This window comes from Shinella sp. 1A1, from assembly GCF_055379515.1.
The window spans coordinates 3,140,633-3,162,849 of sequence record NZ_AP039671.1; the positions used below are offsets into that span (position 1 = coordinate 3,140,633).

Consider the following 22,217-nt stretch of genomic DNA (forward strand, 5'->3'; position numbering starts at 1 on the left):
GATCCATCGGCAAATATCTGATGTTTCATTCGATTGGATCGAACGATGATGACATTGGAACAACTTCGCATCTTCACCGCCGTGGCGGAGCGCGAGCACCTCACCCGGGCTGCCGAGACGCTGCACCTCACACCATCCGCGGTGAGCTCGGCGATCCGCGTCCTGGAGGAGCGCTACGGCATCGCTCTTTTCCACCGCACGGGTCGGCGGATCGAGCTGACGGAGGCGGGCCTTGCCTTCCTGCCCGAGGCGCGGGCGACGCTGGCGCGCGCGACGAGCGCCGACCTCTTCCTCACCGAGATCGGCGGCCTGAAGCGCGGCACGCTCGCCATCGCCGCCAGCCAGACGGTGGGCGGTTACTGGCTGCCGCCGCTCCTCCTCCGCTTTCACGAGACCTATCCGGCCATCGACATCCGCATGGTGGGCGGCAATACGGAGCAGGCGGCCGAGGCCGTTCTGGAGGGGCGGGCGGAGTTGGGCATCGTGGAAGGCGAGGTCGATCACCCCGCATTGTCGCAGCGCATCGTCGCCCGCGACCGGGTGCTCGTCGTCGCGCCCCCGGGCCATCCCCTCGCCGGCCGGCCGGTCATGCCGGACGAACTGACGCAGGCCCGCTGGATCCTGCGCGAACCCGGCTCCGGCACGCGCAGCGCGCTGACCTCGGCTCTCGACGAGACGGCGCTGGATATCGCACTGTCGCTGCCCTCCAACGAGGCGGTACGCAGCGCCGTTCTGGCCGGCAATGCGCTGACGGCCGTCTCGGAATATGTGGTGCGGGACGACCTTGCCACCGGCCGACTCGCGCTGGTCGCCTTCGACCTGCCCGAGCGCGCCTTCCGCCTGCTGCGGCACAAGGAGCGCTACCGCTCCAAGGCCGCCCTTGCCTTCGAAAAGCTGCTTTGAAGCAGTTCTACGCCCGGAATTGCGCTAGAATAAATAGCTGGAGCGTTTTCTCGCTTCGAGGAAAAGCGGAAATACTCTAGTCGCACCTGCCGCGGAACCGGCGCTGATAGGTGGGATCGTAGAGCGCGCTCTCGCGAAAATCCGCCGCCGCGAGCGTGCGGCCGACGAAGATCAGCGCCGTGCGCTCGATGGGCTCCTCCGCCACTTTTGCCGCGATATCGGCGAGCGTGCCGCGCACGACGCGCTCGTCCGGCCAGGAAGCCTTGACGACGATGGCGACCGGGCAATCGGCGCCATAGAGCGGTGTCAGCTCTTCCACCACCCTGTCGAGTGCATGGATGGCGAGATGAATGGCGAGCGTCGCCCCCGTTGCGCCGAACCCCTCCAGCGTCTCGCGGTTCGGCATGGGCGAGGCCCGGCCGGAAACCCGGGTGAGCACGAGGCTCTGCGCGACGGCCGGGATGGTCAGCTCGCGCCCGAGCGCGGCGGCGGCGGCGGCGAAGGAGGGCACGCCCGGCGTCATCGTATAGGCAAGCCCATGTTTTTCCAGCCGGCGGATCTGCTCGGCGACTGCGCTCCAGACGGAGAGATCGCCGGAATGCAGCCGCGCCACGTCCTCGCCCGCTTCGGCGGCGCGGACATATTCCGCCTCGATCTCGTCGAGCGACAGCGGCGCCGTATCGACGATGCGCGCGCCCGGCGGGCAATATTGCAGCAGCTCCGGCGAGACGATGGAGCCGGCATAGAGGCAGACCGGGCATTTGCCGATGAGATCGCGGCCGCGAACGGTGATGAGATCGGCGGCCCCCGGGCCGGCGCCGATGAAGTGAACGGTCATGTCATTCCCCAGTTTGTTGAGCCGGCTTCACCCAGCGCCATTGCGTCACCGGCATGGCCGGCCGCCAGCCGGTCATCTGCCCGACGGGCGCAGCCCGCGCGATGTCGATACGGATGAGCGACCCGCCGAGCCGGGCGTGACGGGCGAGAAGCACGGCTTCCATTTCCGTCGTCACCGCATTGGCGACGAGCCGCCCGCCGGGTTTCAGGCCGGCAAGCGCCGCCTCCATCACCCCCGCCTCGCTGCCGCCGCCGCCGATGAAGACGGCGTCGGGCGCGGCAAGCCCGGCCAATGCCTCGGGCGCGGTGCCTTCCACGACGGAAAGCCCCGGCACGCCGAAGCCTCGCGCATTGCGGCGGATGCGGGCGGCACGCTCCGGATGACCTTCGATGGCGATCGCCCGGAGCGAGGGGTCGGCCAGCATCCACTCGATGCCGATCGAGCCGGAGCCCGCGCCGATATCCCACAAAAGCTCGCCGTGCCGGGGCGCGAGCGCCGAAAGCGTCAGGGCTCGGACCTCCCGCTTGGTGATCTGGCCGTCATGCTCGAAAAGGCCGTCGTCCAGGCCCGGCGTATAGGGGAGGATTCGCGCCCGCTCGCCAGCCACGACCTCCACGGCGCAGACATTCAGCATGTCGGCATCCGCAAGGGCAAAGCGGTCGGCCCGGTGGCTGCTCACCCGCTCCCGCGTGCCGCCGAGGGCCTCCAGCACGGTCAGTCGCGAAGTGCCGAAGCCGCTCTCGGCCAATAGGGCCGCAAGCGCCGCCGGGCCATCGCTGTCCGAGGTCAAAGCGAGGATGCGGCTGCCGGGATGGAGATGCGGGCGGATGAGATCGATGGGGCGGCCATGCAGGGAGATGCAGGCCGTATCCTGCAGTGCCCAGCCCAGGCGCGATGCGGCGAGGCTGAAGGAGGAGGGGGCGGGGAAGACGCGCATTTCTGCCCGCGCGATGCACCGGCAAAGCGTGACGCCGACACCATGGAAAAAGGGATCGCCCGAGGCGAGCACCGCGACCGGCCGCCCCCGCGCCGCCAGCACCGCCTCGACCGAGCGCTCGAAGGGGCTGAGCCAGGCATGCCGCTCACCGCGGATCGCCGCATCGGCAAGCTCCAGGTGCCGCGCGCCGCCGAAGACCAGTTCGGCGCCGGCGATGGCGGCCTTGGCCTCGTTGCCGAGACCGGCTAGACCATCCTCGCCGATGCCGACGATGGTGAGCCATGGGGCGGGCAAGGGAGCTGGATCAGGCGTGGACAATAGACGCATCCTCATTCTGGGCGGCACGACCGAAGCGCGCGACCTTGCGGCCCGGCTCGCCGGAAGGGCCGATCTTGCCGTCACGCTGTCGCTCGCCGGCCGCACGCTCGATCCCGCGCCGCAGCCGGTGCCGGTGCGCAGCGGCGGCTTCGGCGGCGCCGAGGGGCTTGCCACCTATCTTCGGGGCGAGGCCATCGATCTCCTCATCGACGCGACCCATCCCTTCGCAAGGCAAATCTCCGCCAATGCCCGCGCCGCAAGCGAAGCCACCGGCATTCCCCTGCTGCGGCTGGAGCGCCTTGGCTGGGAGGAGACGGAAGGCGACCGCTGGACGCGCGTCGCCTCGATCCCCGAGGCCGTGGCAGCGCTGGGCGCGGAGCCGCGCCGCGTCTTCCTCGCCATCGGCCGGCAGGAGGCGAAAGTCTTCGACGCCGCGCCGCAGCACCATTATCTCGTGCGCAGCGTCGATCCGGTCGACCCGCCGCTCGATTCGCCCCATGTCGAATACCTGCTCGCCCGAGGGCCCTTCGCCGTCGAGGCGGACGTAGAATTGCTGCGCGACCGCCGCATCGAGGTGATCGTCAGCAAGAATTCCGGCGGCGACGCCACCTACGGCAAGATCGTCGCTGCGCGCATCCTCGGCCTGCCCGTCGTGCTGGTCGAGCGGGCGGCGGAGGCCGATGGCCACCATGCCGGAACGATCGAGGAAACGTTGCGGCTTGCCGATCATCTGCTCGGTGCCTTCAGGAAGCGCGGCGTATAGACGAGGTCAGGCAGGCCGGGCCGGGCGATGATGCGGGTCTCCGGCGAGCCGATGACGACGCAGGTCGCCATGTCGGCGCGCTCCGCCTCTGCTTCCCCAAGCGGCATGACCAGCATGCGCTCGTCCGGCCGGCCCGCCGCGCGGCCGAAAATGACGGGCGTTTGCGCCGGCAGGACCTCCCTCAATATCTCGAAGGCCTTGCCGAGCTGCCAGGGCCGCGCCTTGCTGATCGGATTGTAGAGCGCGATGACGAGGCCGGCCTCGGCGACCATCCGCAGCCGCTTCTCGATGATCTCCCAGGGCTTCAGGTTGTCCGACAGCGAGATGGCGCAGAAATCGTGGCCGAGCGGCGCGCCGATGCGCGCGGCGACCGCCAGCATGGCGGTGACGCCCGGTACCACGACGAGATCGACGGACTTCCATTCCTCCGGTCCCGCATCGATGGCCTCGCAGACCGCCGCCGCCATGGCGAAGACCCCGGGATCGCCGCCCGAGACGACGCAGACATTCACGCCCGCCGCAGCCCGCTTGAGCGCTGTCTCAGCGCGGTTCAGCTCCTCGCGGTTGTCGGAGGCGACCTTGATCTGGTCCGGCCGGAGGTTCAGCCGGTCGATATAGGGGAAATAGCCGAAGAACTCGGTAGAGGCCTCGACTGCGCGAAGCGCCTCCGGCGTCATTTGGTCCGGATTGCCGGGGCCGGTGCCGATCACATGCAGCCTGCCCGTCATGGGCGGCCGCTCCAGCCGGGCACGAGCACCAGCGAGAAATAGGGCGCGGTATCGTCGAGCTTTTCCGAAAGCCGCATGGACTTGCCGGCCGGCGTCGTGCCGCGCTCGACATAGACCGCCTCGCCGAGCCGGCCGGCACTGGAAAGCGCCCGGCGGATTTTCGGCAGGTTGCGGCCGACTTTCATGATGACGGCGGCCTCGGTATCCCCGAGACGGCGCGACAGCTGCTCCTCGCCCATCGTGCCCGGCAGGACGGAGAGCACGTCGTCGCCTTGGACGATCGGCAGGCCCGAGAGCGACCAGCAGCCGGACATGGCGGTGATGCCGGGAATGACCTCCGTCGGGAAGTGGCCGGCGAGGCGCACATGCAGGTGCATATACGAGCCGTAGAACATCGGGTCGCCTTCGGACAGGATCGCGACCGTGCGGCCGGCGGCAAGATGCTCGGCGACGGCGGCGGCAGAGGCATCGTAGAAGGTCGTGATCCGGCTCTTGTAGTCCTCGTGCTCCTTCTCGATCTCGACCGTCACCGGATAATGGAGCGGCAGCTCCACCATGCCGGGCTTGAGCAGGCCTTCGACGATGGCGCGCCCGTTGCCGGTGCCGCCGGCCTTGGCGAACCAGGCCAGCACATCGGCCTCGCCAATGGCGCGCACGGCTTTGAGGGTCAGGAGTTCCGGATCGCCCGGGCCGGTGCCCACGCCGTAGAGTTTTCCCGTCATGGTCATACTCCCGGCCTTGCCAGCGCATTGAGCGCGGCCGCTGTCATGGCGCTGCCGCCGAGGCGGCCGCGCACGATGGCGAAGGGCACGCCGTAGGAATTCTCCGCCAGCGCTTCCTTCGATTCCGCCGCGCCGACGAAGCCGACCGGCATGCCGAGGATCGCCGCCGGCTTCGGCGCGCCGTCGCGCAGGAGTTCGAGCAGGTAGAAGAGCGCCGTCGGCGCATTGCCGATGGCGACGACCGAACCGGCCATGCGCTCCAGCCAGAGGCGGATGGCGGCGGCCGAGCGGGTATTGTCGATTTCCCGGGCGATCTCGGGCGTGCGCGGGTCGCGCAGTGTGCAGATCACCTCGTTCCCCGCCGGCAGGCGGGCGGCGGTGACGCCGCGGGCGACCATTTCGGCATCGCAGAAGATCGGCGCGCCGGCCTGAAGCGCCACGCGGGCCGAACCCACGAAGTCCGGCGAGAAGACGAAATGCGCCGCCGCCTCGACAAGGCCGGCGGCATGGATCATTCGGACGGCGACGTCCGATTCCGCCTCGGAAAAGCGCGAAAGATCGGCCTCGGCGCGGATGATCGCGAAGGATTTCTCATAGATGGCCGTGCCATCCTTCATGTAGTCGTAGTCTGTCATTGCTGGCCTTGATATGCGGAAACAAGGGTGGCGGGCGCGGTGCGGTCGAGCAGGCTCTTCGCCGTCTCGCCCTCCATGCGGCGCGCGCGCAAAAGGGTGCCGATGCGCTGGATCGCCGGCTTGAGGTCGCCGGCAGGCAGGGTGGCGGCGGGCGCATCGCTTGCCCGCCCATCGAGGATCAACCCGACGCCAGCGGCCGTGCCGCACAGCGTGACGGCGGCGCGCGCCGGATGGGCGCAGCCCTTCGGGCAGCCGGAAATGTGCACGTCGAGGGAGCCGTCCAGCAGGCCTCCCGCCTCCGCCACCACGGCATCGGCCGCGGCATGGGTATCGAAGCGCGCCGAGGCGCAGCCGGCGGCACCGGCGCAGATAGAGATGACCCGGCCAGGCGCGGTCTCCGTGCGCCAGAAGCCTTCGCGATCCGCACAGGCCTGAGCGGCCACCAGCCTCTCCCCGGAAAGCCCGCGCACAAGAAGCGCCCGATGCGGCGCGAGGCGGAATTCGGAAGCGCCGCAGGCAGCAAGGCCCTGCACGAGGACGGCGAGCCTGTCGGCATGAATCTGACCATAGGCGGGGGCGATGCCGAGCAGGCTTTCATCGCCAATGCGGTGAATGCCGAGCGGATGGCTGGGAAGAACCTCGGAGAAGGCCGGTTCTGGAACCGCGCCGAACTGTGCGGCAAGCGCCGCGGCGTCGAGGTCGCGCCCCCGGGCGGCCGGGCCGATGGTGGCAAGGGCGGCGACGACCGCCATCGCGCCGGCGATGGCGCGCTCCGCTGGAAGCGCCGCGACCGGCCGCGCCGTCCGCCGGTCGCCACCGACCGAAAGCCGCCATCCCGCACCATCGGCAAGCGCATCGAGCCGGATATCGGCCACCATGTCGGCAAGGGAGAGCACCCCGCCGCCATCGACGACGATGGCGAGTTTGGGCGCGAGGGTAAGCAAGGCCGCGGCGATCGCCTTGCGCAGCGCATCGGCAATCGGTGTCGCATCGGCGGTCTCGGAGGGATCGATGCCGGACAGCGGCGGCACCTCGATGGCGACGCCCGTCTGCGGCACGATGCCGGCGACGGCAAGCTCCTTGGCAAGGCGCGGCACCGAGGCCTCCGTCAAGCCGCGAAGCTGGAGATTGCCGCGGGCGGTGATCTCGATGAGGCCATTGCCGTGCTCGCGGGCGAGGTCGGCAAGGGCGAGCAGGTCTTCGGCCGTCAGCGCCGGCGCAACGGGGCGCAGGCGCACGAGGAGGCCGTCGCCGGTCTGCATCGGCGCGGAAAGCGAGGGGCAGGCGCCGCGGCGCAGGGCACTCGTTGCGGGGGCCGTCATGCGGCTTCCTCCTCGCCGGCCGGACGGCGGATCAGGTAGGTGTCCATGATCCAGCCGTGCTCCTCGCGCGCCTTCGCGCGGGTCTCGGCGATGGTCCCGGCCATGTCGGCGAGCCGGCCGGAGAGCAGGATTTCGTGCGGCGTGCCGAGATAGGCGCCCCACCAGATCTCCGCTTCCGGATCCGTCACCGTGCGGAAGGCCTGCACGCCGTCGAGCATGACGAGCACATCGCGGGCGGATTCCGGCCAGCCTTCCGCAAGGCGGCGGCCGGTGGTGATCTCGACGGGCAGGCCGATGCGGTTGAGCGCGATGCCATGGCCCGCGCAGAGCGCCTGCACGCTGGTGATGCCGGGAACGACCTCCGTCTCGAAGGCGACTCGGCCGGCGTCGCGCACATGCCCGACGATACGCAGCGTGCTGTCGTAGAGCATCGGGTCGCCCCAGACGAGGAGGCCGAGCGTCTGGTCCTCGCCGAGCTCGTCCAGCAGCGTGCGCTCGTAGATACCGGCGATGGCGCGGTGCCAGTCATGGACGCCGTCCTCATAGGAGCCGTCGGCGCGGCGTACCGGCACGGGATAATCGAGGATGCGGCAGGCGGGGTTTTCCAGGAAACGGTCGCAGATTTCACGGCGCACCTCGGCGAGATAGGCCTTTTCCGCGCCCTTCGTGGGGATGAGCAGCACATCCGCCCGGTTCAGCGCCTTGATGGCCTGAACGGTCATGTGCTCGGGATTGCCCGCGCCGATCCCGATGACCAGTATCTTCCTCAAATCCGTCTCCCGTGCGGCTGGCGCTCCCGGCTTGCGGCCCGGTCTGGGTCCCGCACCCCTTCCTAACGCCAAACGCCGCGGGAAAACAGTCCCCCGATGACCGGAAGCCTAAGCAGCCTTGCGGCTCGTGAGGTAGGCGCGCGGCGAGGTGCCCAGCATGCGGCGGAACATGGTGGTGAAGGCCGGCACGCTCTCGTAGCCGGCATCGAGCGCGACGCGCGTCACCGGCTCGCCGGCGGCAAGGCGCGGCAGGCAGGCGAACAAACAGGCCTGCTGACGCCAGGTGACGAAGCTGACGCCCATTTCCTGCCGGAAGAAGCGGGTGAAGGTGCGTCGGCTCATGTTGAGGCGCCGCGCCCAGTCGTCGATCTTAGCCGTTGGCGAGGGCTGGTCGACGAAATCGCGGCAGAGGCCGGCAAGCCGTCCGCTCGCCGGAAAGGGCAGGCCGAGCCGGCGCTCCGGCAGGCGGCCGATCTCGTCGAGAAGCAGGGCCATGATCAGCTCCGCCCGCCCGCGCTCCTCCGCCGGCGCGCCCTGCCGCACCACTTCGGCGATGAGCTGACGGGCAAGATCGGTCACCTCGAGCACGGTCGGCTCCAGCGTGGCGGCACGGCCCTCGGGCGAATAGATATAGACCGAGCGCATGCTGACATCGCTGTACATCTCGACGGAATGCTCCAGCCCGCGCGGAATGACGAGGGCATGGCCGGGCGGGATCATCCAGCGGCCGCGATCGGTCGCAACCAGCACGACGCCGGAAAAGACGCAGAGGAACTGCGTGCGGCGGTGGCGATGCCGCGGCACGGTATAGCCGCCCGGAATATCCGAACTGTGGACGAGGATATCCTCGTTGGATTGCTCCATGCGGGCGAGGTTGCGGATGTGGTCGGCATCCAGCGCCCTGAGGCGCGCGGCGTTGAGTTTTTCCATTTTGGCCCACTCGCGTAAGAAATGGACCTCACCACAAAAGCAGGCCGCAAGCAATCCTTGTATTTCAGCAAAAATCGCCGATCTGGCGGATCATTTCGAGGCCAACATGTCGACTGTCGTTCCTGCGGCGCCGCGCAGCGCCGCCGCCACCACCTATTCCATCATCGTCGCCGTCAGCGCGTGCCACATGCTGAACGACATCATGCAGTCGCTGCTGACGTCGCTCTATCCGCTGCTGAAGGAGAACTACGCGCTCGATTTCGTGCAGATCGGCCTGCTCACCATGGCTTTCCAGGTCACGGCCTCGCTGCTGCAGCCGGCCGTCGGCATCGTGACGGACCGCTGGCCGATGCCCTTCTCGCTGCCGGTCGGCATGGGCAGCACCTTCGTCGGGCTGATCATGCTCGCCTATGCCCATTCCTTCCCCGTGCTCGTCTTCGGCGCCTGCCTGATCGGCCTCGGCTCGGCGATCTTCCACCCGGAATCCTCGCGCGTCGCGCGCCTCGCGTCCGGCGGGCGGCACGGCCTGGCGCAGTCCATGTTCCAGGTCGGCGGCAATGCCGGCACGGCGATGGGGCCGCTGCTCGCCGCCTTCATCGTGCTGCCCTTCGGCCAGACGAGCGTCGCCTGGTTCTCGGCCGTCGCGCTGGTCGGCATGGTCATCCTCACCTGGGTCGGCAACTGGTATGCCGGTGAGCGCCGCCTTGCCGCCGGCCGGCCGGCCGCCAGCCGCGAGCTGCCCCTGCCGCGCGGCAGGGTCGCCTGGGCGCTCGCCGTCCTCGTCCTGCTGACGACGACGAAGAACGCCTATCTCGCCAGCATTTCCAGCTACTTCACCTTCTATACGATCGAGCGCTTCGGCCTCGACGTGCAGCAGGCGCAGCTCATGCTGTTCCTCTTCCTCGGCGCCTCCGCGCTCGGCGTCTTCATGGGCGGCCCGATCGGCGACCGGCTCGGCACGCGCTTCGTGATCTGGTTCTCGATCCTCGGCGTCATCCCCTTCGCGCTGATGCTGCCCTATGCGAACCTCTTCTGGACGGGCGTCCTGACGGTGCTGATCGGCCTGATCTTCTCCTCGGCCTTCTCCGCCATCGTCGTCTTCGCACAGGAACTGGTGCCGGGCCGCGTCGGCATGATCGCCGGCATCTTCTTCGGCTTCGCCTTCGGCGCGGGCGGCCTTGGCGCGGCGCTGCTCGGCGGCGTCGCCGACAGCCACGGCATCGAGTTCGTCTACAAGGTCTGCTCCTACATGCCGCTGCTCGGCATCCTCACGGTCTTCCTGCCGCGCCTGCCGGCAAAGCACTGAGGCCCTCCACCTCAAAACAAAACGCCCGGCTCTCGCCGGGCGTTTTCGTTACTAGACGGTTTTTCAAAGCCCGAAGGCATCCTTGAACTGGTACCACCAGGAACCGATGGTCGAATACTGCGCGCGGAACATGCGCCCGCCCGGGAAGGGGATCCAGGGCAGCTTCTCGAACTGGCTGAAGCGCGACAGGTCGCCGTGGATCGCCTCGCTCAGGATCCTGCCGAAGAGATGCGAGCCGGTGACGCCGTGGCCGCTGTAGCCATGGGCGAAATAGGTGTTCTTGCCGATCTTGCCCATCTGCGGCACGCGCGAGAAGGAAAGCGCGAAATTGCCGCTCCAGGCATAGTCGATCTTCACGCCCTTGAGCGACGGGAAGACCTTTTCGAGGTTCGGGCGGATTTTCGCGCGCACATCCGCGGGGTCCGTGCCACCATAGACGGTGCCGCCGCCGAAGATCATGCGCTTGTCAGCCGACAGGCGGAAATAATCGAGGATGTAGCGCACGTCCTCCACGCACATGTCGCTCGGGATCAGCGCATCGGCGCGCTCGCCGAGCGGCTCGGTCGCGATCATCTGCGTGGAGACCGGCATGACGCGCGAGACGAGCTTCGGCACGACGTGGCCGAGATAGGCATTGCCGCAGAGAACGGCCGTGTTCGCCGTCACGCTGCCCTTTGCCGTATGGATCACCGGCTTTTCGGCCTCGTGCTCGACGCGGATGACGGGCGACTGCTCGTAGATCACGCCGCCGAGCGATTCCAGCGCCTTCGCCTCGCCGAGGGTGAGGTTGAGCGGGTGCATGTGGCCGCCGGTCGTGTCCAGCATGCCGCCGATATAGGCGTCGGTATCCACCAGCTTGCGCATGGCCGCCTTGTCCAGCATCTGGTGGTCGTCCATGCCATAGCTCTTCCACAGCGCCTTCTTGTGCTCCAGCTCCTTCATGTGGGCGGGCGTATAGGCGGCGTAGATGTTGCCGTTCTTCAGGTCGCAATCGATCTCGTACTCAGAGACGAGGCGGCGGATGATCTTGCCGCCTTCCTGCACGAGGCTGCCGACGAAGGCGCCGGCCTGGTCGCCGTAGCGGCGCTTGATCGTGTCGAGGCTGGCGTTAAGGCCATTGACGACCTGCCCGCCGTTGCGCCCGGACGCCCCCCAGCCGATGCCCGCACCTTCCACCATCACCACCTTGTAGCCCTTTTCGGCGAGGTGGATGGCGGTGGAAAGGCCGGAATAGCCCGCGCCGAGCACGGCGACGTCGGCCGTGACCGCGCCTTCCAGCACCTTCGGCGTGCGGATGATGTTGCGGGAGGCGGCGTAGTAGCTGTCGGGATAGGCGCCGTTGCCGGCATAGGACTGGTTGTTGGCCATCAGACGATTTCCAGATAGGCGCTGAATTCGAAGTCGGTCACCTGTTCGGCAAAACCGGCGATTTCCTGCCGCTTGCAGGCGATCAGCATGGAACGGAGATCCTGGTCGAAGATCTCCGAGACGATCGAGCCGTTCTCGAAGGCGGTGACGGCCGAACCCCATTCGCTCGGGATACGCGGCAACTGCGAGAGATAGGCCCGGCCGGAGACCGGCGCCGGCGGCTCCCACTTGTTGCGGATGCCGACGAGGGCGGCGCCGAGGATGCCGGCCATGACCAGATAGGGATTGGCGTCCGCGCCGGCAACGCGATGCTCGATGCGCCGCGCCTTGTTGTTGCCGCCGGGAATGCGGATGGCGGCGGTGCGGTTCTCGTAGCCCCAGGAGATCGAGGTCGGGGCGTGGGTGTCGGGACGCAGGCGCCGGTAGGAATTGTAGTGCGGGGCGAAGAGCAGGGTCGATTCCGCCATGCCGCGCGTCAGGCCCGCGACCGCATGCTTCATGATCGCCGACCCCTCGGCGGTGCCGTCGTCGAAGACATTGTTGCCGTCCTCGTCGATCACGCTGAAATGCATGTGCATGCCGCTGCCCGAACGCATGCCGTAGGGCTTGGCCATGAAGGTGGCGGCAAAGCCGTGCTTGCGCGCGACGCCCTTGATGATGCGCTTGAAGAACAGCGCGTCGTCCGCCGCCTTCAGCGGATCGTCGGAATGGATGAGGTTGATCTCGAACTGGCCGATGCCGTTTTCCGCGACCGCCGAATCCGCCGGCACGTTCTGCCGCTCGCATTCCGCATAGACGTCGGAGAAGAACTGGCCGAAATCGTCAAGTTCGTCGATGGAAAGGATGGCGTCAGAATCGAGGCGCTTGCCGGTATAGGGCGAGATCGGCGGCTCGGCATGGTCCGGCTCGGCGTCGATCAGGTAGAATTCCATCTCCGAGGCGACGACCGGGCGAAGGCCAAGCTCGTGATACTGCCGCACGATATGGGCGAGCGCCTGGCGCGGATCGGCGAGGAAGGGATCGCCATTCTCCTTGAACAGCCAGAGCGGCACGACGGCGGACGGCTTCAGCGTCCAGCTGACGGGCAGCGCGCCGCGGCCGGTCGCCGCGCAGATGCCGTCCATGTCGCCCGAGGCGAAGACATGGCTGGAGCCGACGATGTCCTCGCCCCACACGTCGACGCCGACGATGGAGAGCGGCATGCGGATTCCGCCTTTCAGCACCTTCTCCGCCTGCCCGACGGGAACGCGCTTGCCCCGCAGAATACCGTTGAGGTCGCAGACGACGGCCTGGATGCTTTCCACGCCATCGGCATTGATCAGCCATTCGGAGTCTTCGTTGAGCGTCATGATCCCCTATCCATATCACATAATTATTTTTGTGATCACATTTTGCAGATATGCACACTTTCTTGTCGCCGGTCAAGCTGCTAGAACCTGTCACAAAGGCAGGGCAGCACGCCATAGCCTGTCACAGGAGGGATGGATTGGGCAACTTGGCGCTTGAGCCGCTGGCACGGCCGGAAGGCATGACGACGCATGAATATGCGCATCGGCGCCTGCGCCAGGCGATCATGGTGGGCTCGATCCGGCCAGGAGAATCGCTGACGATCCGCGGTATCGCCGAAGCCATGGAATCGAGCCCGACGCCGGTGCGCGAGGCCTTGCGCCGCCTTTCCTCCGAGGGAGCGCTGCGCGTTCTCGACAATCGCCGCATCATGGTGCCGCGCATGACGGCCGACCGTTTCGGCGAACTCGTCGCGCTGCGCGCCATGCTGGAGCAGCACGCCGCCCGCAGGGCCGTACCGCACATCACCGAGCGCTGCATCGACCGGCTCGCCGAGATCGACAAGGCGCAGGACGAGGCGATTTCCCGCAAGGACAAGGCGACGGCGCTGCTGCTGAACCAGGAATTCCATCGCACGCTCTATACCGCCAATCCCGAGCAGGTGATCATGCCGATGGTGGAGAGCGTCTGGCTGCAGCTCGGCCCTTTCCTCGGCATCGCCATGGAGCATGTCGCCCAGCTCTACTTCGTCGACCGCCACCAGGAGGCGATCGCGGCGTTGCGCAAGCGCGACGAGGATGCCGTAGCCGCCGCCATCAAGGCCGACATTTCCGAGGGAATCGGCGGTTTCGAGCGCTCGGCCATCGAGAACCTGCTGCGGCTTGCCGGCCAATAGCCTGCACGGCTGTTGCCTTGCCCGAGGCGTCGATGCATTGATGGGCAAGGTAGAATCCTCGGGGCATGCAGATGAAGACGGATGTCATTGTTCTCGGTGCGGGCGTGGTCGGCATTTCCACCGCGATCCACCTGGCGCGGCGCGGCAAGTCGGTTGTGCTGGTCGACCGCCGCGGGCCGGCGGAAGAGACCTCCTACGGCAATGCCGGCCTCATCCAGCGTGAGGGCGTCTATCCCTACGGTTTCCCGCACGATTTCGGCGCGCTCTTCCGCTATGCGCTGAACAACACCATCGACGCGCATTACCACCCCTCGGCGATCCCCGGCATCATTCCTTTCCTTGCCCGCTACTGGTGGCATTCCGGCTTCCGCCAGCACCAGAGCATCGCCCATCTCTATGCCCCGCTCATCGAGCATTCGATCAGCGAGCATGCCGACCTGATCGCCGCCTCCGGCGCCGACGACCTCATCCGCAAGGACGGCTGGATGAAGGTTTTTCGCACGGAGAAAGAGCGGGACAAGGCCTATGCGGAAGCGGAGAAACTTTCGGCCAATTTCGGCGTCAACCACCAGAAGCTGACGACCGCCGAGGTCGCCGCCGCCGAGCCGCATATCCGCGCGGAACTGACCGGAGGCCTGCGCTGGACCGATCCCTGGTCGATCCGCGATCCGCAGAGCCTGCTGAAGCGCTACCTCGCCTATTTCCAGTCGCTCGGCGGCATGCTCAAATCAGGCGACGCGGCGACCATCGAGCATGTGCTCGAAGGCGAAGGCTGGCGCATCGCCACGCCGGAAGGCCCGCTGGAGGCGAAGGACGTCGTCGTCGCCCTCGGCCCCTGGGCCGATACGGTGACACGCAAGCTCGGCTACCATTTCCCGCTCGCCGTCAAGCGCGGCTACCACATGCACTACGGCGCGGAGGAAGGCGCAACGCTCAACAACTGGGTGCTCGACGCCGAGCGCGGCTATTTCCTCGCGCCCATGCTGCGCGGCATCCGCCTCACCACCGGCGCGGAATTTGCCCGGCGCGATGCGCGCAAGACCCCGGTCCAGCTTCGCCGCGCCGAAAAGGTCGCCCGCGAATTCTTCCCGCTCGCCGAACGCCGCGACGAGGAGCCCTGGATGGGCGCCCGCCCCTGCACGCCGGACATGATGCCGATCATCGGCAAGGCCCCGCGCCACGCCGGCCTCTGGTTCGCCTTCGGCCACGCCCACCACGGCATGACCCTCGGCCCCATCACCGGCCGCGTCCTGGCGGAGAAGATGCTCGGTGAGCGGACGACAATCAATATCGGGCCGTACCGGCCGGAGCGGTTCATCGCGTGAAGGTGACGAGCCTTGCCTTGATTGAACTTGGCCGCCTCGCCCTTCCCGCTCACCCCTCGCCTACCGCCGGATCCGCGTCGACAGGATGATCGACGACAGCGTGCGCTCCACGCCGTCGATGGCGCCGATGCGGTCGATCAGGTGGTCCAGCTCCGCAATCGACGTAGCCTCCACCACGGCGATGAGGTCGAAGCTGCCGCTGACCGAATGCAGCGTGCGCACGGCGGAAATGGCATGCAGGTCCGTCGTGATGCGGGCGAGGGTCTTGGGTGCGATGGTGATCAGCACGTGGGCCTTCACCATGCCGCTCTCATAGGCGTCGGAGAGCTTCACGCCATAGCCGGCGATCACGCCGTCGCGCTCCAGTCGGTCGATCTTCGCCTGCACGGTGGTGCGTGACAGGCCCAGCTTGCGGGCGATGGTCGCCGTCTGCTCGCGGGCGTTCTCGCTGAGAATGGCGAGAAGTTCGCGATCCTTGGGTCCTAACGTCGAAATGCTCATTTTTACCGTCGTTCTGCCGATATCGATGACGCATTATGTCAGATGTGGCGCTTTAAATCGACAGTGCCCGCCCTCAAAATAGGCGCATCAATTCATGCCGGAGGGTAATCACATGAAGGACATCGTCGTCATCGGCGCAGGCAAGATCGGCTCGACCATCGCGCGCATGCTGGCCCATAGCGGGGACTACCGCGTCACCGTCGCCGACCGCTCGGAAGAGCAGCTGGCCGCCATCGAGAAGCACGAGGCCGTCTCGACCGCCGTCGTCGACATCGCCGACGCTGCCGCCATGAAGGCGCTGCTCACCGGCAAGTTCGCCGTCCTCTCCGCCGCGCCCTACCACCTGACGATCGCAATCGCCGAAGCTGCCGCCGCTGCCGGCGTGCACTATCTCGACCTCACGGAAGACGTCGAATCCACCCGCCAGGTCAAGCGCATCGCCGAGAACGCCAAGACGGCCTTCATTCCGCAGTGCGGCCTCGCACCGGGCTTCATCTCCATCGTCGCCAACGATCTCGCAAGCCGCTTCGACACGCTCGACAGCGTTCGCATGCGCGTCGGCGCCCTGCCGCAGTACCCGTCCAACGCTCTCAACTATAACCTGACCTGGAGCACGGACGGCGTCATCAACGAATATATCGAGCCCTGCGAAGCCATCGTCGAAGGCGCGCTGATCGAGGTTCCGGCCCTCGAAGAGCGTGAAGAATTCTCGCTCGACGGCGTCACCTACGAAGCCTTCAACACCTCGGGCGGCCTCGGCACGCTCTGCGAGACGCTGAAGGGCAAGGTTCGCACGCTCAACTACCGCACGATCCGCTATCCGGGCCACGCCGCCATCATGAAGGCGCTGCTCAACGACCTCGGCCTGCGCCATCGTCGCGAAGTCCTGAAGGACATCTTCGAAAACGCCCTGCCGACCACCACGCAGGACGTCGTGATCATCTTCGTGACCGTTTCCGGTCGCAAGGGTGGCCGCCTGATCCAGGAAACCTACGCCAACAAGGTCTATAGCGCTCCGGTCGCCGGCGTGCTGCATTCCGCCATCCAGATCACGACGGCAGGCTCGATCTGCGCCGTGCTCGACATGCTGGCTGACGGCTCGCTGCGCGCCGAAGGCTTCGTTCGCCAGGAAGAAATCGCCCTCGACGCCTTCCTCGCCAACCGCTTCGGCCACTACTACGCCCAGGAAAACCACGGCGCCCGCGCCGCCTGATTTTTCCGACCTCTTCAACGCCCCGGCCAGACCGGGGCGTTTTCGCATCGTGGCCCGGCCGCGGGGAAGAGAGAACGCCAGCAAGGCGCGAACAGATAAAAATGGGGCCTCTACGAGGCCCTTTTCTTTTGCAATCAGGCAGCGCTCGGCCGAAAGGCGATCACGCCCTCCGTCCGCGACCGCACGGCCGGTGTCGCAACGCATGTCGCGACCGCCTCGTAACCCCGCGCGCCCTTATGGGGTGACACGACCATCGGCATGTCGTGATTGGCCGGGCAGTAGAGGATGGTTTCGTTCGCGCAGATATCCGAAAGGTCGAGGATCGACGAGGAGCGCGTGAGCAGGAACAGCGGGCGTTTCCCGAAAGGCCGGCTTCGCAGATAGCGCCGCAGCACCTGCTGCGTGGCCTGATCCAGTCCCTGCTCGACCATATCGATGACAAGGGCCGCCGCCTGCGAGGCTTCGATGGCGAGGATCAACGCCGTCAGGGCCGGCGAGAGGTTCGCGCCCTGCTCGACAAGCCGGCGAAGATGGCTGTCGCTTCGCGCCTGCACTGCCGCGTCGCTGCCCGCCAACCGCTCCAGGCCGATAAAGGCGGCATCGGGCAAGGCTTCGGCAATCGCCTGCGCCAGCCGCGTCTTGCCGCTTCCCAGGGGGCCGGTGATGTAGGTGACCGGCTTGATGGCCGGGAGTTCGAACCGCTCGCTGCCCCAGGGCCATGGCAATTCCAGCGAAATCGCCCTCTCCGCCACCGATACCGTTTGCTTTCGCACCGCCTCCACGGATCGCACGGTCTCGGCCAGATCATCGAGCTGGCGCTCGAGGCCGGCCTGATGGGCGGCGAGCGCGGCGGCGAGATTGTCGCCATCGGCCGACAGGACGGCCTCGATCTGCGCAAGGCCCATTCCGAGCCGCCGCAAGGCGGCGACTTCCCTTGCGCGGGCCAATTCGGACGGACCGTATATCCGCCAGCCGGCAGCCGTGCGCAGCGGCGCCAGCAATCCATTCTGCTCGTAGAGCCGGAGAGCCTTGGCCGAGACGCTAAGTTCCCTTGCCGCTTCAGCGGCGGTCAGATGAAGGCCGGACCTGCGCACGAATCACCTCCCTGTCGTTCACCATCCTCTTATGCGGCCGGCCCCCGGGGCCGGGTCAAGCAGAGGTTTCGGCAAAGAAAAACCCGCCGCAGGCTGGCTGCGGCGGGCCGAAAAGACAAGGTGCGTGGCGGCTCAGGAAAGCCGTGCGCAGGCCTCTGCGATGCGCTTCAGCGCTTCCGTCAATTCCGCTTCCGACGTGGCGTAGGAGATGCGGAAATAGGGCGAGAGGCCGAAGGCCGAGCCCGGGACGACGGCGACATTCGCGTCTTCGAGGAGGTAATCCGTGAAGTCGCTGTCGGCCTCGATGCGCTTGCCCTTCGGCGTCGTCTTGCCGATCACGCCGGCGCAGCCGGAGAAGGTGTAGAACGCACCTTCCGGGGTGCGGCAGGCAAGGCCGGGAATGGCGTTCAGCGCGGAAACGACGAGGTCGCGGCGGTGCTTGAAGCTCGCCTGGCGGTCCTTCAGGAAGTCCTGGGGGCCGTTCAGCGCCTCGACCGAAGCGGCCTGGCTGACCGAAGACGGGCAGGAGGTCGCCTGGCTCTGGATCACGGCCATGGCCTTGATCAGCGCCTTCGGGCCGCCGGCATAGCCGATGCGCCAGCCGGTCATCGCATAGGCCTTCGAGACGCCGTTGATCGTCAGCGCGCGGCTTTTCAGGCGCGGCTCGATGGCGGCCGGGGTCACGAACTTGAAGCCTTCATAGACGATGTGCTCGTACATGTCGTCGACCATCAGCCAGACATGCGGATGACGCAGTAGCACGTCGAGCAGCGGGCGGTAGTCGGCCTCACTGTAGGCGGCGCCCGACGGGTTCGACGGCGAGTTGAAGAGCACCCAGCGGGTCTTCGGCGTGATCGCCTTTTCCAGCTGTTCGGCCTTCAGGCGGAAGCCGGCTTCCGCGTCGCAGGGGATCAGCACCGGCACGCCGCCGCAGATCTCCACGATGTCGGAATAGGACGTCCAGTAGGGCGTCGGGATAATCACCTCGTCGCCCGGATTGACCGTCGCCATGAAGGCGTTGAAGAGGATCTGCTTGGCGCCCGTCGCGACGGTGACTTCGTCGATCGCGTAATCGACGCCGTTCTCGCGGCGGAACTTTTCCGAGATCGCCTTCTTCAGTTCCGGCGTGCCGTCGAGCGCGGTGTACTTGGTGTCGCCCTTGTCGATGGCGGCCTTGGCGGCGGCCTTGACGTTGTCGGGCGTATCGAAGTCAGGCTCGCCGGCGCCGAGGATGATGACCGGCAGGCCTTCCTTCTTCATGGCGCTCGCGCGGGCGCCGATCTGCAGGATTTTCGAAACGCCGATGGCGGCGATGCGCGAGGCGGGCACAAAGCCCGCCTCCTCGATCTTGGTCTGGCTGTTCATGGTCGGTTACTCGATGTCGCCGTTATTCGATATCAAAGGAGACGCCCTGGGCGAGCGGCAGTGCCTTCGAGTAGTTCACCGTGTTGGTGGCGCGGCGCATGTAGGCCTTCCAGGCGTCGGAGCCGGATTCGCGGCCGCCGCCGGTTTCCTTCTCGCCGCCGAATGCGCCGCCGATTTCAGCCCCCGAGGTGCCGATGTTGACGTTCGCGATGCCGCAGTCCGAACCGTCGGCCGACAGAAAGCGCTCGGCTTCCTGAACGTTGAGCGTGAAGATCGACGAGGAGAGACCGGCCGAAACGGCATTGTGGTCTTCCAGAACGGCTTCGAAGTCGGAATACTTCATGACGTAGAGGATCGGCGCGAAGGTTTCTTCGAGAACCGGGCCGGCCTGCTTCGGCATTTCGACGATGGCGGGCTTGACGTAGTAGGCCGTGTCCTTGCCGGCTTCGGCCACACGCTCGCCGCCGGTGACGGAACCGCCCTCGGCCTTGGCCGCTGCGATTGCCTTCTGCATGCCGTCGAAGGCCTGCTTGTCGACCAGCGGGCCGACGAGAGCGGAGGTTTCGAGCGGGTTGCCGACGGAAACGCTGGTGTAGGCCTTCTTCAGGCGCGGAACGAGCTGGTCGTAGACGCTGTCATGCACGAAGAGGCGGCGCAGCGTGGTGCAGCGCTGGCCGGCGGTGCCCATGGCGCCGAAGGCAATCGCGCGCAGCGCCATGTCGAGGTCGGCCGAGGGGCAGACGATGCCGGCATTGTTGCCGCCGAGCTCGAGGATCGAGCGGGCGAAACGCTTGGCGAGACGCGGGCCGACTTCCTTGCCCATGCGGGTGGAGCCGGTGGCAGAGACGAGCGCGACCTTGTGGTTGTCGACGAGGGCCTCGCCGATGGTGCGGTCGCCGATGAGGACGATCGACAGGTTTGCCGGGGCGTCGCCGAAGCGGGCAAGCGCGCGCTCGAAGATCGCCTGGCAGGCCAGCGCCGTCAGCGGGGTCTTTTCAGAGGGCTTCCAGACGATGGAGTTGCCGGCGACGAGCGCCAGGGCCGCGTTCCACGACCAGACGGCGACCGGGAAGTTGAAGGCCGAGATGATGCCGACGACGCCGAGCGGGTGCCAGGTTTCCATCATGCGGTGGCCGGGGCGCTCGGTGGCGATCGTCAGGCCGTAGAGCTGGCGGGAGAGACCGACGGCGAAATCGCAGATGTCGATCATTTCCTGCACTTCGCCGAGGCCTTCGGAGGTGATCTTGCCGGCTTCGATGGAGACGAGGCGGCCGAGATCGGCCTTGGAGGCACGCAGCTCTTCGCCGAGCAGACGAACGAGTTCGCCGCGCTTGGGAGCCGGAACGAGACGCCAGGCCTTGAAGGCTTCGTGGGCGGCGTCGATCGCCTTGTTCGTCTCGGCGGCCGAGACGGTCTTCAGCTTGCCGATCTCCTCGCCGCTGACCGGGCTGAAGGAGGCCATGTCGCCACCCTGCCAGTCAGCGCGGGCAACGCCGAGCTTGTCGAGAAGGGCTGCGGTTTCGGTTTTCACGTCGACTTTCGTCATCGGGTATCTCCCTGTTGTCTCTCAGAAGGTGATGGCGCCGAGCGGGCCCGGCGAAGTGATGGTTTTCAACCCGGCCGCAAGCCTGCGGATCTCGTCCGGGGTGTATCTGTCGTAGAAAGCCTGGTTCTTGCGGCCGATGGCATGCTCGGCGGAAAAGCTTCCCTCGAACCGCTCGACCGCGACCGTGAAGACCCATTCGCGCAGGTCCGCCTCGAAATCGGGATCGGCAAGGCGCGGATCGTCCTTCGCCACGACGAGGTTGAAGTGCACGCCGCCATCGCCGATATGGCCGAAGTCGCAGATCGTCACGTCCTCGAAGTGGTTCGGCATTTCCGCCTTCATATGGGCGAGGAAGGGCATGATGTCACCCCTGCGGAAAGCAAGATCGAAGGCGATCAATCGCCCGCTATGCTTCACGCCTTCCGAAAGCGCATGGCGCAGCGCCCAGATCTCGTGCGGCGGGCCGACGAAGGCGTCGGCCAACGGCGCGTCCTCCCGCTCCCAGATCGCGGCCAGCACTTCCTCCAGCACCGCGTCGAGCGGCTGCTCGCCCTCGCGGAGCGGGGTGGAGCGGGAGATTTCCGCAAGGATCACGAAATCCGGCACGATGCCGCCCTGGAAGGGATTGCGCAGCGAGGGCACATGATCGAGCGCGGCGCGCACGGCATTGCCCGACATGCCCTCGAAGGCCGAGAGATAGCTGCCGAGCGCATCTTCCATGGCGACCAGCAGGGTCGCGACCTGTTCTTCCGAGGCCGGCACGAGGAGGGCCGTCGCCGACTGCTTCGGCGCAGGCTCGAGATTCAGCACGCATTCGGTGACGATGCCGAAGGCGCCGGACGTGCCGATGAAGAGCTGCTTCCAGTCGACGCCGGTATTGTTCTTGCGCAGGCCGGAGGAGAGGTCGAGCACGGTGCCCGCCTCGTCGGCGAGAACGACGGTGAGGCCGAGCGTGTTGCGGCGGACATCGCCGTAGCGCAGGAAGCGCGAGCCGCCGGTATTCGTCGCGATCATGCCGCCAAGGCGCGGATCAGCGCCGAGGTCGATCGGGAAGAAGAGGCCGGTCTCTTCCAGCCTGCCGTTGAGATCGGAAAGGCGAAGGCCTGCGCCTGCCCTGACCGTGCGGTTGACGCGGTCCAGTTCGAAAGGCGCGGTCAGGCGGTCGAGGCTGAGGATGCCCTGGCTTCCGCTCCCGTCCGGCGTCGAGCCGGAAACGAGGCCGGTATTGCCGGATTGCGGCACGAGGGCGATGGCGTTCCGCACGCAATAGGAAACGACGGCGGAGGTTTCCGCGGTCGTCGCCGGGCGGGCGACGAAGGCGGCGCGTCCCTTGTCGTAGCGCGCGCCGGTCTCGTATGCGGACACGTCGGCGGGCGCGGTGAGAAGACCCTTCTCACCGACGAGGCTTTTCAGCGCTTCGATATGCCCTGCCTCGATCATGCTGGCGTCCA

The 22,217-nt window shown here is 67.0% G+C and carries 21 protein-coding genes; 6 read left to right on the forward strand and 15 right to left on the reverse strand.

Translation table 11 applies throughout. The annotated features are described in order from the left end of the window. The first annotated feature begins 48 nt into the window (after nt 1-48). Complete coding sequence (locus ACZ48C_RS15315) at nt 49-903, forward strand: LysR substrate-binding domain-containing protein (RefSeq protein WP_464782819.1); 855 nt, start codon at nt 49-51, stop codon at nt 901-903. A 76-nt stretch (nt 904-979) separates the two neighbouring features. On the opposite strand, the gene cobM is transcribed toward ACZ48C_RS15315, so the two are convergent. Continuing rightward, on the reverse strand, nt 980-1,741 hold the full coding sequence (cobM, locus tag ACZ48C_RS15320; RefSeq protein ID WP_464781626.1) for a precorrin-4 C(11)-methyltransferase: 762 nt from the start codon (nt 1,739-1,741) through the stop codon (nt 980-982). 1 nt (nt 1,742) lies between these two features. Beyond that, nucleotides 1,743-3,005: a precorrin-6y C5,15-methyltransferase (decarboxylating) subunit CbiE gene (gene cbiE, locus ACZ48C_RS15325; protein WP_464781627.1), complete on the reverse strand. Its 1,263-nt coding sequence runs from the start codon at nt 3,003-3,005 to the stop codon at nt 1,743-1,745. Between cbiE and ACZ48C_RS15330 the strand changes: the two genes are divergently transcribed. Next, entirely contained in the window at nt 2,989-3,759 is a 771-nt protein-coding gene (locus ACZ48C_RS15330) for a cobalt-precorrin-6A reductase (RefSeq protein WP_464781628.1), read from the forward strand. The two genes, cbiE and ACZ48C_RS15330, sit on opposite strands and share 17 nt — an antisense overlap. Here the strand turns inward: ACZ48C_RS15330 and ACZ48C_RS15335 are convergent. The 6 genes from ACZ48C_RS15335 to ACZ48C_RS15360 all read right to left on the reverse strand — a co-directional run bounded on the left by ACZ48C_RS15335 (nt 3,723) and on the right by ACZ48C_RS15360 (nt 8,866). After that, nucleotides 3,723-4,487 carry a precorrin-3B C(17)-methyltransferase gene (locus tag ACZ48C_RS15335; protein WP_464781629.1) on the reverse strand — a complete coding sequence of 255 codons (765 nt, stop codon included), beginning with the start codon at nt 4,485-4,487 and terminating at the stop codon, nt 3,723-3,725. The two genes, ACZ48C_RS15330 and ACZ48C_RS15335, sit on opposite strands and share 37 nt — an antisense overlap. Continuing rightward, nucleotides 4,484-5,215 carry a precorrin-2 C(20)-methyltransferase gene (locus ACZ48C_RS15340; RefSeq protein WP_464781630.1) on the reverse strand — a complete coding sequence of 244 codons (732 nt, stop codon included), beginning with the start codon at nt 5,213-5,215 and terminating at the stop codon, nt 4,484-4,486. Before ACZ48C_RS15340 ends, ACZ48C_RS15335 begins: the two co-directional genes overlap by 4 nt. After that, on the reverse strand, nt 5,212-5,844 hold the full coding sequence (locus ACZ48C_RS15345) for a precorrin-8X methylmutase (protein WP_464781631.1): 633 nt from the start codon (nt 5,842-5,844) through the stop codon (nt 5,212-5,214). Before ACZ48C_RS15345 ends, ACZ48C_RS15340 begins: the two co-directional genes overlap by 4 nt. Further along, a complete protein-coding gene (cobG, locus tag ACZ48C_RS15350) occupies nt 5,841-7,166 on the reverse strand; it encodes a precorrin-3B synthase (RefSeq protein WP_464781632.1) in 1,326 nt (441 codons plus the stop codon). Before cobG ends, ACZ48C_RS15345 begins: the two co-directional genes overlap by 4 nt. After that, the gene (gene cobF / locus ACZ48C_RS15355; RefSeq protein WP_464781633.1) at nt 7,163-7,936 is read right to left on the reverse strand and encodes a precorrin-6A synthase (deacetylating); all 774 of its coding nucleotides are present in this window, start codon (nt 7,934-7,936) and stop codon (nt 7,163-7,165) included. Before cobF ends, cobG begins: the two co-directional genes overlap by 4 nt. A gap of 108 nt (nt 7,937-8,044) precedes the next feature. Continuing rightward, nucleotides 8,045-8,866, reverse strand: a complete 822-nt coding sequence (locus ACZ48C_RS15360; RefSeq protein WP_424549561.1) for an AraC family transcriptional regulator — start codon at nt 8,864-8,866, stop codon at nt 8,045-8,047. Nucleotides 8,867-8,972: 106 nt separating this feature from the next. On the opposite strand from ACZ48C_RS15360, the gene ACZ48C_RS15365 reads away from it, so the two are divergent. After that, a complete protein-coding gene (locus ACZ48C_RS15365; RefSeq protein WP_119257874.1) occupies nt 8,973-10,172 on the forward strand; it encodes an MFS transporter in 1,200 nt (399 codons plus the stop codon). Nucleotides 10,173-10,235: 63 nt separating this feature from the next. Here ACZ48C_RS15365 and ACZ48C_RS15370 read toward each other — a convergent pair whose 3' ends face one another. After that, nucleotides 10,236-11,540, reverse strand: coding sequence for an NAD(P)/FAD-dependent oxidoreductase (locus ACZ48C_RS15370; protein ID WP_464781634.1), 1,305 nt, complete (start codon nt 11,538-11,540; stop codon nt 10,236-10,238). Next, entirely contained in the window at nt 11,540-12,889 is a 1,350-nt protein-coding gene (locus ACZ48C_RS15375; RefSeq protein WP_318910273.1) for a glutamine synthetase family protein, read from the reverse strand. The genes ACZ48C_RS15370 and ACZ48C_RS15375 overlap by 1 nt, the downstream gene beginning before the upstream one ends. Before the next feature lie 179 nt (nt 12,890-13,068). Here ACZ48C_RS15375 and ACZ48C_RS15380 point away from each other — a divergent pair, with 179 nt between their 5' ends. Beyond that, nucleotides 13,069-13,722 carry a GntR family transcriptional regulator gene (locus ACZ48C_RS15380; protein ID WP_245424875.1) on the forward strand — a complete coding sequence of 218 codons (654 nt, stop codon included), beginning with the start codon at nt 13,069-13,071 and terminating at the stop codon, nt 13,720-13,722. 71 nt (nt 13,723-13,793) lie between these two features. Next, nucleotides 13,794-15,047 (forward strand): NAD(P)/FAD-dependent oxidoreductase, encoded by a 1,254-nt coding sequence (locus ACZ48C_RS15385; protein WP_454634040.1) that lies wholly within the window; start codon nt 13,794-13,796, stop codon nt 15,045-15,047. Nucleotides 15,048-15,107: 60 nt separating this feature from the next. Here ACZ48C_RS15385 and ACZ48C_RS15390 read toward each other — a convergent pair whose 3' ends face one another. After that, on the reverse strand, nt 15,108-15,548 hold the full coding sequence (locus ACZ48C_RS15390) for an Lrp/AsnC family transcriptional regulator (protein WP_119257878.1): 441 nt from the start codon (nt 15,546-15,548) through the stop codon (nt 15,108-15,110). Nucleotides 15,549-15,660: 112 nt separating this feature from the next. On the opposite strand from ACZ48C_RS15390, the gene ACZ48C_RS15395 reads away from it, so the two are divergent. Beyond that, the gene (locus tag ACZ48C_RS15395) at nt 15,661-16,761 is read left to right on the forward strand and encodes a saccharopine dehydrogenase family protein (protein WP_464781635.1); all 1,101 of its coding nucleotides are present in this window, start codon (nt 15,661-15,663) and stop codon (nt 16,759-16,761) included. Nucleotides 16,762-16,895: 134 nt separating this feature from the next. Here ACZ48C_RS15395 and ACZ48C_RS15400 read toward each other — a convergent pair whose 3' ends face one another. The 4 genes from ACZ48C_RS15400 to ACZ48C_RS15415 form a co-directional block, all read right to left on the reverse strand. Then, a complete protein-coding gene (locus ACZ48C_RS15400; protein WP_464781636.1) occupies nt 16,896-17,855 on the reverse strand; it encodes a MerR family transcriptional regulator in 960 nt (319 codons plus the stop codon). 132 nt (nt 17,856-17,987) lie between these two features. Then, the gene (locus ACZ48C_RS15405) at nt 17,988-19,220 is read right to left on the reverse strand and encodes a pyridoxal phosphate-dependent aminotransferase (protein WP_464781637.1); all 1,233 of its coding nucleotides are present in this window, start codon (nt 19,218-19,220) and stop codon (nt 17,988-17,990) included. A gap of 22 nt (nt 19,221-19,242) precedes the next feature. Next, a complete protein-coding gene (amaB, locus tag ACZ48C_RS15410; RefSeq protein WP_160787632.1) occupies nt 19,243-20,766 on the reverse strand; it encodes an L-piperidine-6-carboxylate dehydrogenase in 1,524 nt (507 codons plus the stop codon). Between the two features lie 21 nt (nt 20,767-20,787). Further along, on the reverse strand, nt 20,788-22,206 hold the full coding sequence (locus tag ACZ48C_RS15415) for an FAD-binding oxidoreductase (RefSeq protein WP_464781638.1): 1,419 nt from the start codon (nt 22,204-22,206) through the stop codon (nt 20,788-20,790). Nucleotides 22,207-22,217 lie beyond the last annotated feature (11 nt).

Bases quoted from the DNA above. Each gene is read 5' to 3' on its own strand.
- ACZ48C_RS15315 (WP_464782819.1), top strand. From the start codon at position 49: ATGACATTGGAACAACTTCGCATCTTCACCGCCGTGGCGGAGCGCGAG.
- cobM (WP_464781626.1), bottom strand. From the start codon at position 1,741: ATGACCGTTCACTTCATCGGCGCCGGCCCGGGGGCCGCCGATCTCATC.
- cbiE (WP_464781627.1), bottom strand. From the start codon at position 3,005: ATGCGTCTATTGTCCACGCCTGATCCAGCTCCCTTGCCCGCCCCATGG.
- ACZ48C_RS15335 (WP_464781629.1), bottom strand. From the start codon at position 4,487: ATGACGGGCAGGCTGCATGTGATCGGCACCGGCCCCGGCAATCCGGAC.
- ACZ48C_RS15340 (WP_464781630.1), bottom strand. From the start codon at position 5,215: ATGACCATGACGGGAAAACTCTACGGCGTGGGCACCGGCCCGGGCGAT.
- ACZ48C_RS15345 (WP_464781631.1), bottom strand. From the start codon at position 5,844: ATGACAGACTACGACTACATGAAGGATGGCACGGCCATCTATGAGAAA.
- cobG (WP_464781632.1), bottom strand. From the start codon at position 7,166: ATGACGGCCCCCGCAACGAGTGCCCTGCGCCGCGGCGCCTGCCCCTCG.
- ACZ48C_RS15360 (WP_424549561.1), bottom strand. From the start codon at position 8,866: ATGGAAAAACTCAACGCCGCGCGCCTCAGGGCGCTGGATGCCGACCAC.
- ACZ48C_RS15365 (WP_119257874.1), top strand. From the start codon at position 8,973: ATGTCGACTGTCGTTCCTGCGGCGCCGCGCAGCGCCGCCGCCACCACC.
- ACZ48C_RS15370 (WP_464781634.1), bottom strand. From the start codon at position 11,540: ATGGCCAACAACCAGTCCTATGCCGGCAACGGCGCCTATCCCGACAGC.
- ACZ48C_RS15375 (WP_318910273.1), bottom strand. From the start codon at position 12,889: ATGACGCTCAACGAAGACTCCGAATGGCTGATCAATGCCGATGGCGTG.
- ACZ48C_RS15380 (WP_245424875.1), top strand. From the start codon at position 13,069: ATGACGACGCATGAATATGCGCATCGGCGCCTGCGCCAGGCGATCATG.
- ACZ48C_RS15385 (WP_454634040.1), top strand. From the start codon at position 13,794: ATGAAGACGGATGTCATTGTTCTCGGTGCGGGCGTGGTCGGCATTTCC.
- ACZ48C_RS15390 (WP_119257878.1), bottom strand. From the start codon at position 15,548: ATGAGCATTTCGACGTTAGGACCCAAGGATCGCGAACTTCTCGCCATT.
- ACZ48C_RS15395 (WP_464781635.1), top strand. From the start codon at position 15,661: ATGAAGGACATCGTCGTCATCGGCGCAGGCAAGATCGGCTCGACCATC.
- ACZ48C_RS15405 (WP_464781637.1), bottom strand. From the start codon at position 19,220: ATGAACAGCCAGACCAAGATCGAGGAGGCGGGCTTTGTGCCCGCCTCG.
- amaB (WP_160787632.1), bottom strand. From the start codon at position 20,766: ATGACGAAAGTCGACGTGAAAACCGAAACCGCAGCCCTTCTCGACAAG.
- ACZ48C_RS15415 (WP_464781638.1), bottom strand. From the start codon at position 22,206: ATGATCGAGGCAGGGCATATCGAAGCGCTGAAAAGCCTCGTCGGTGAG.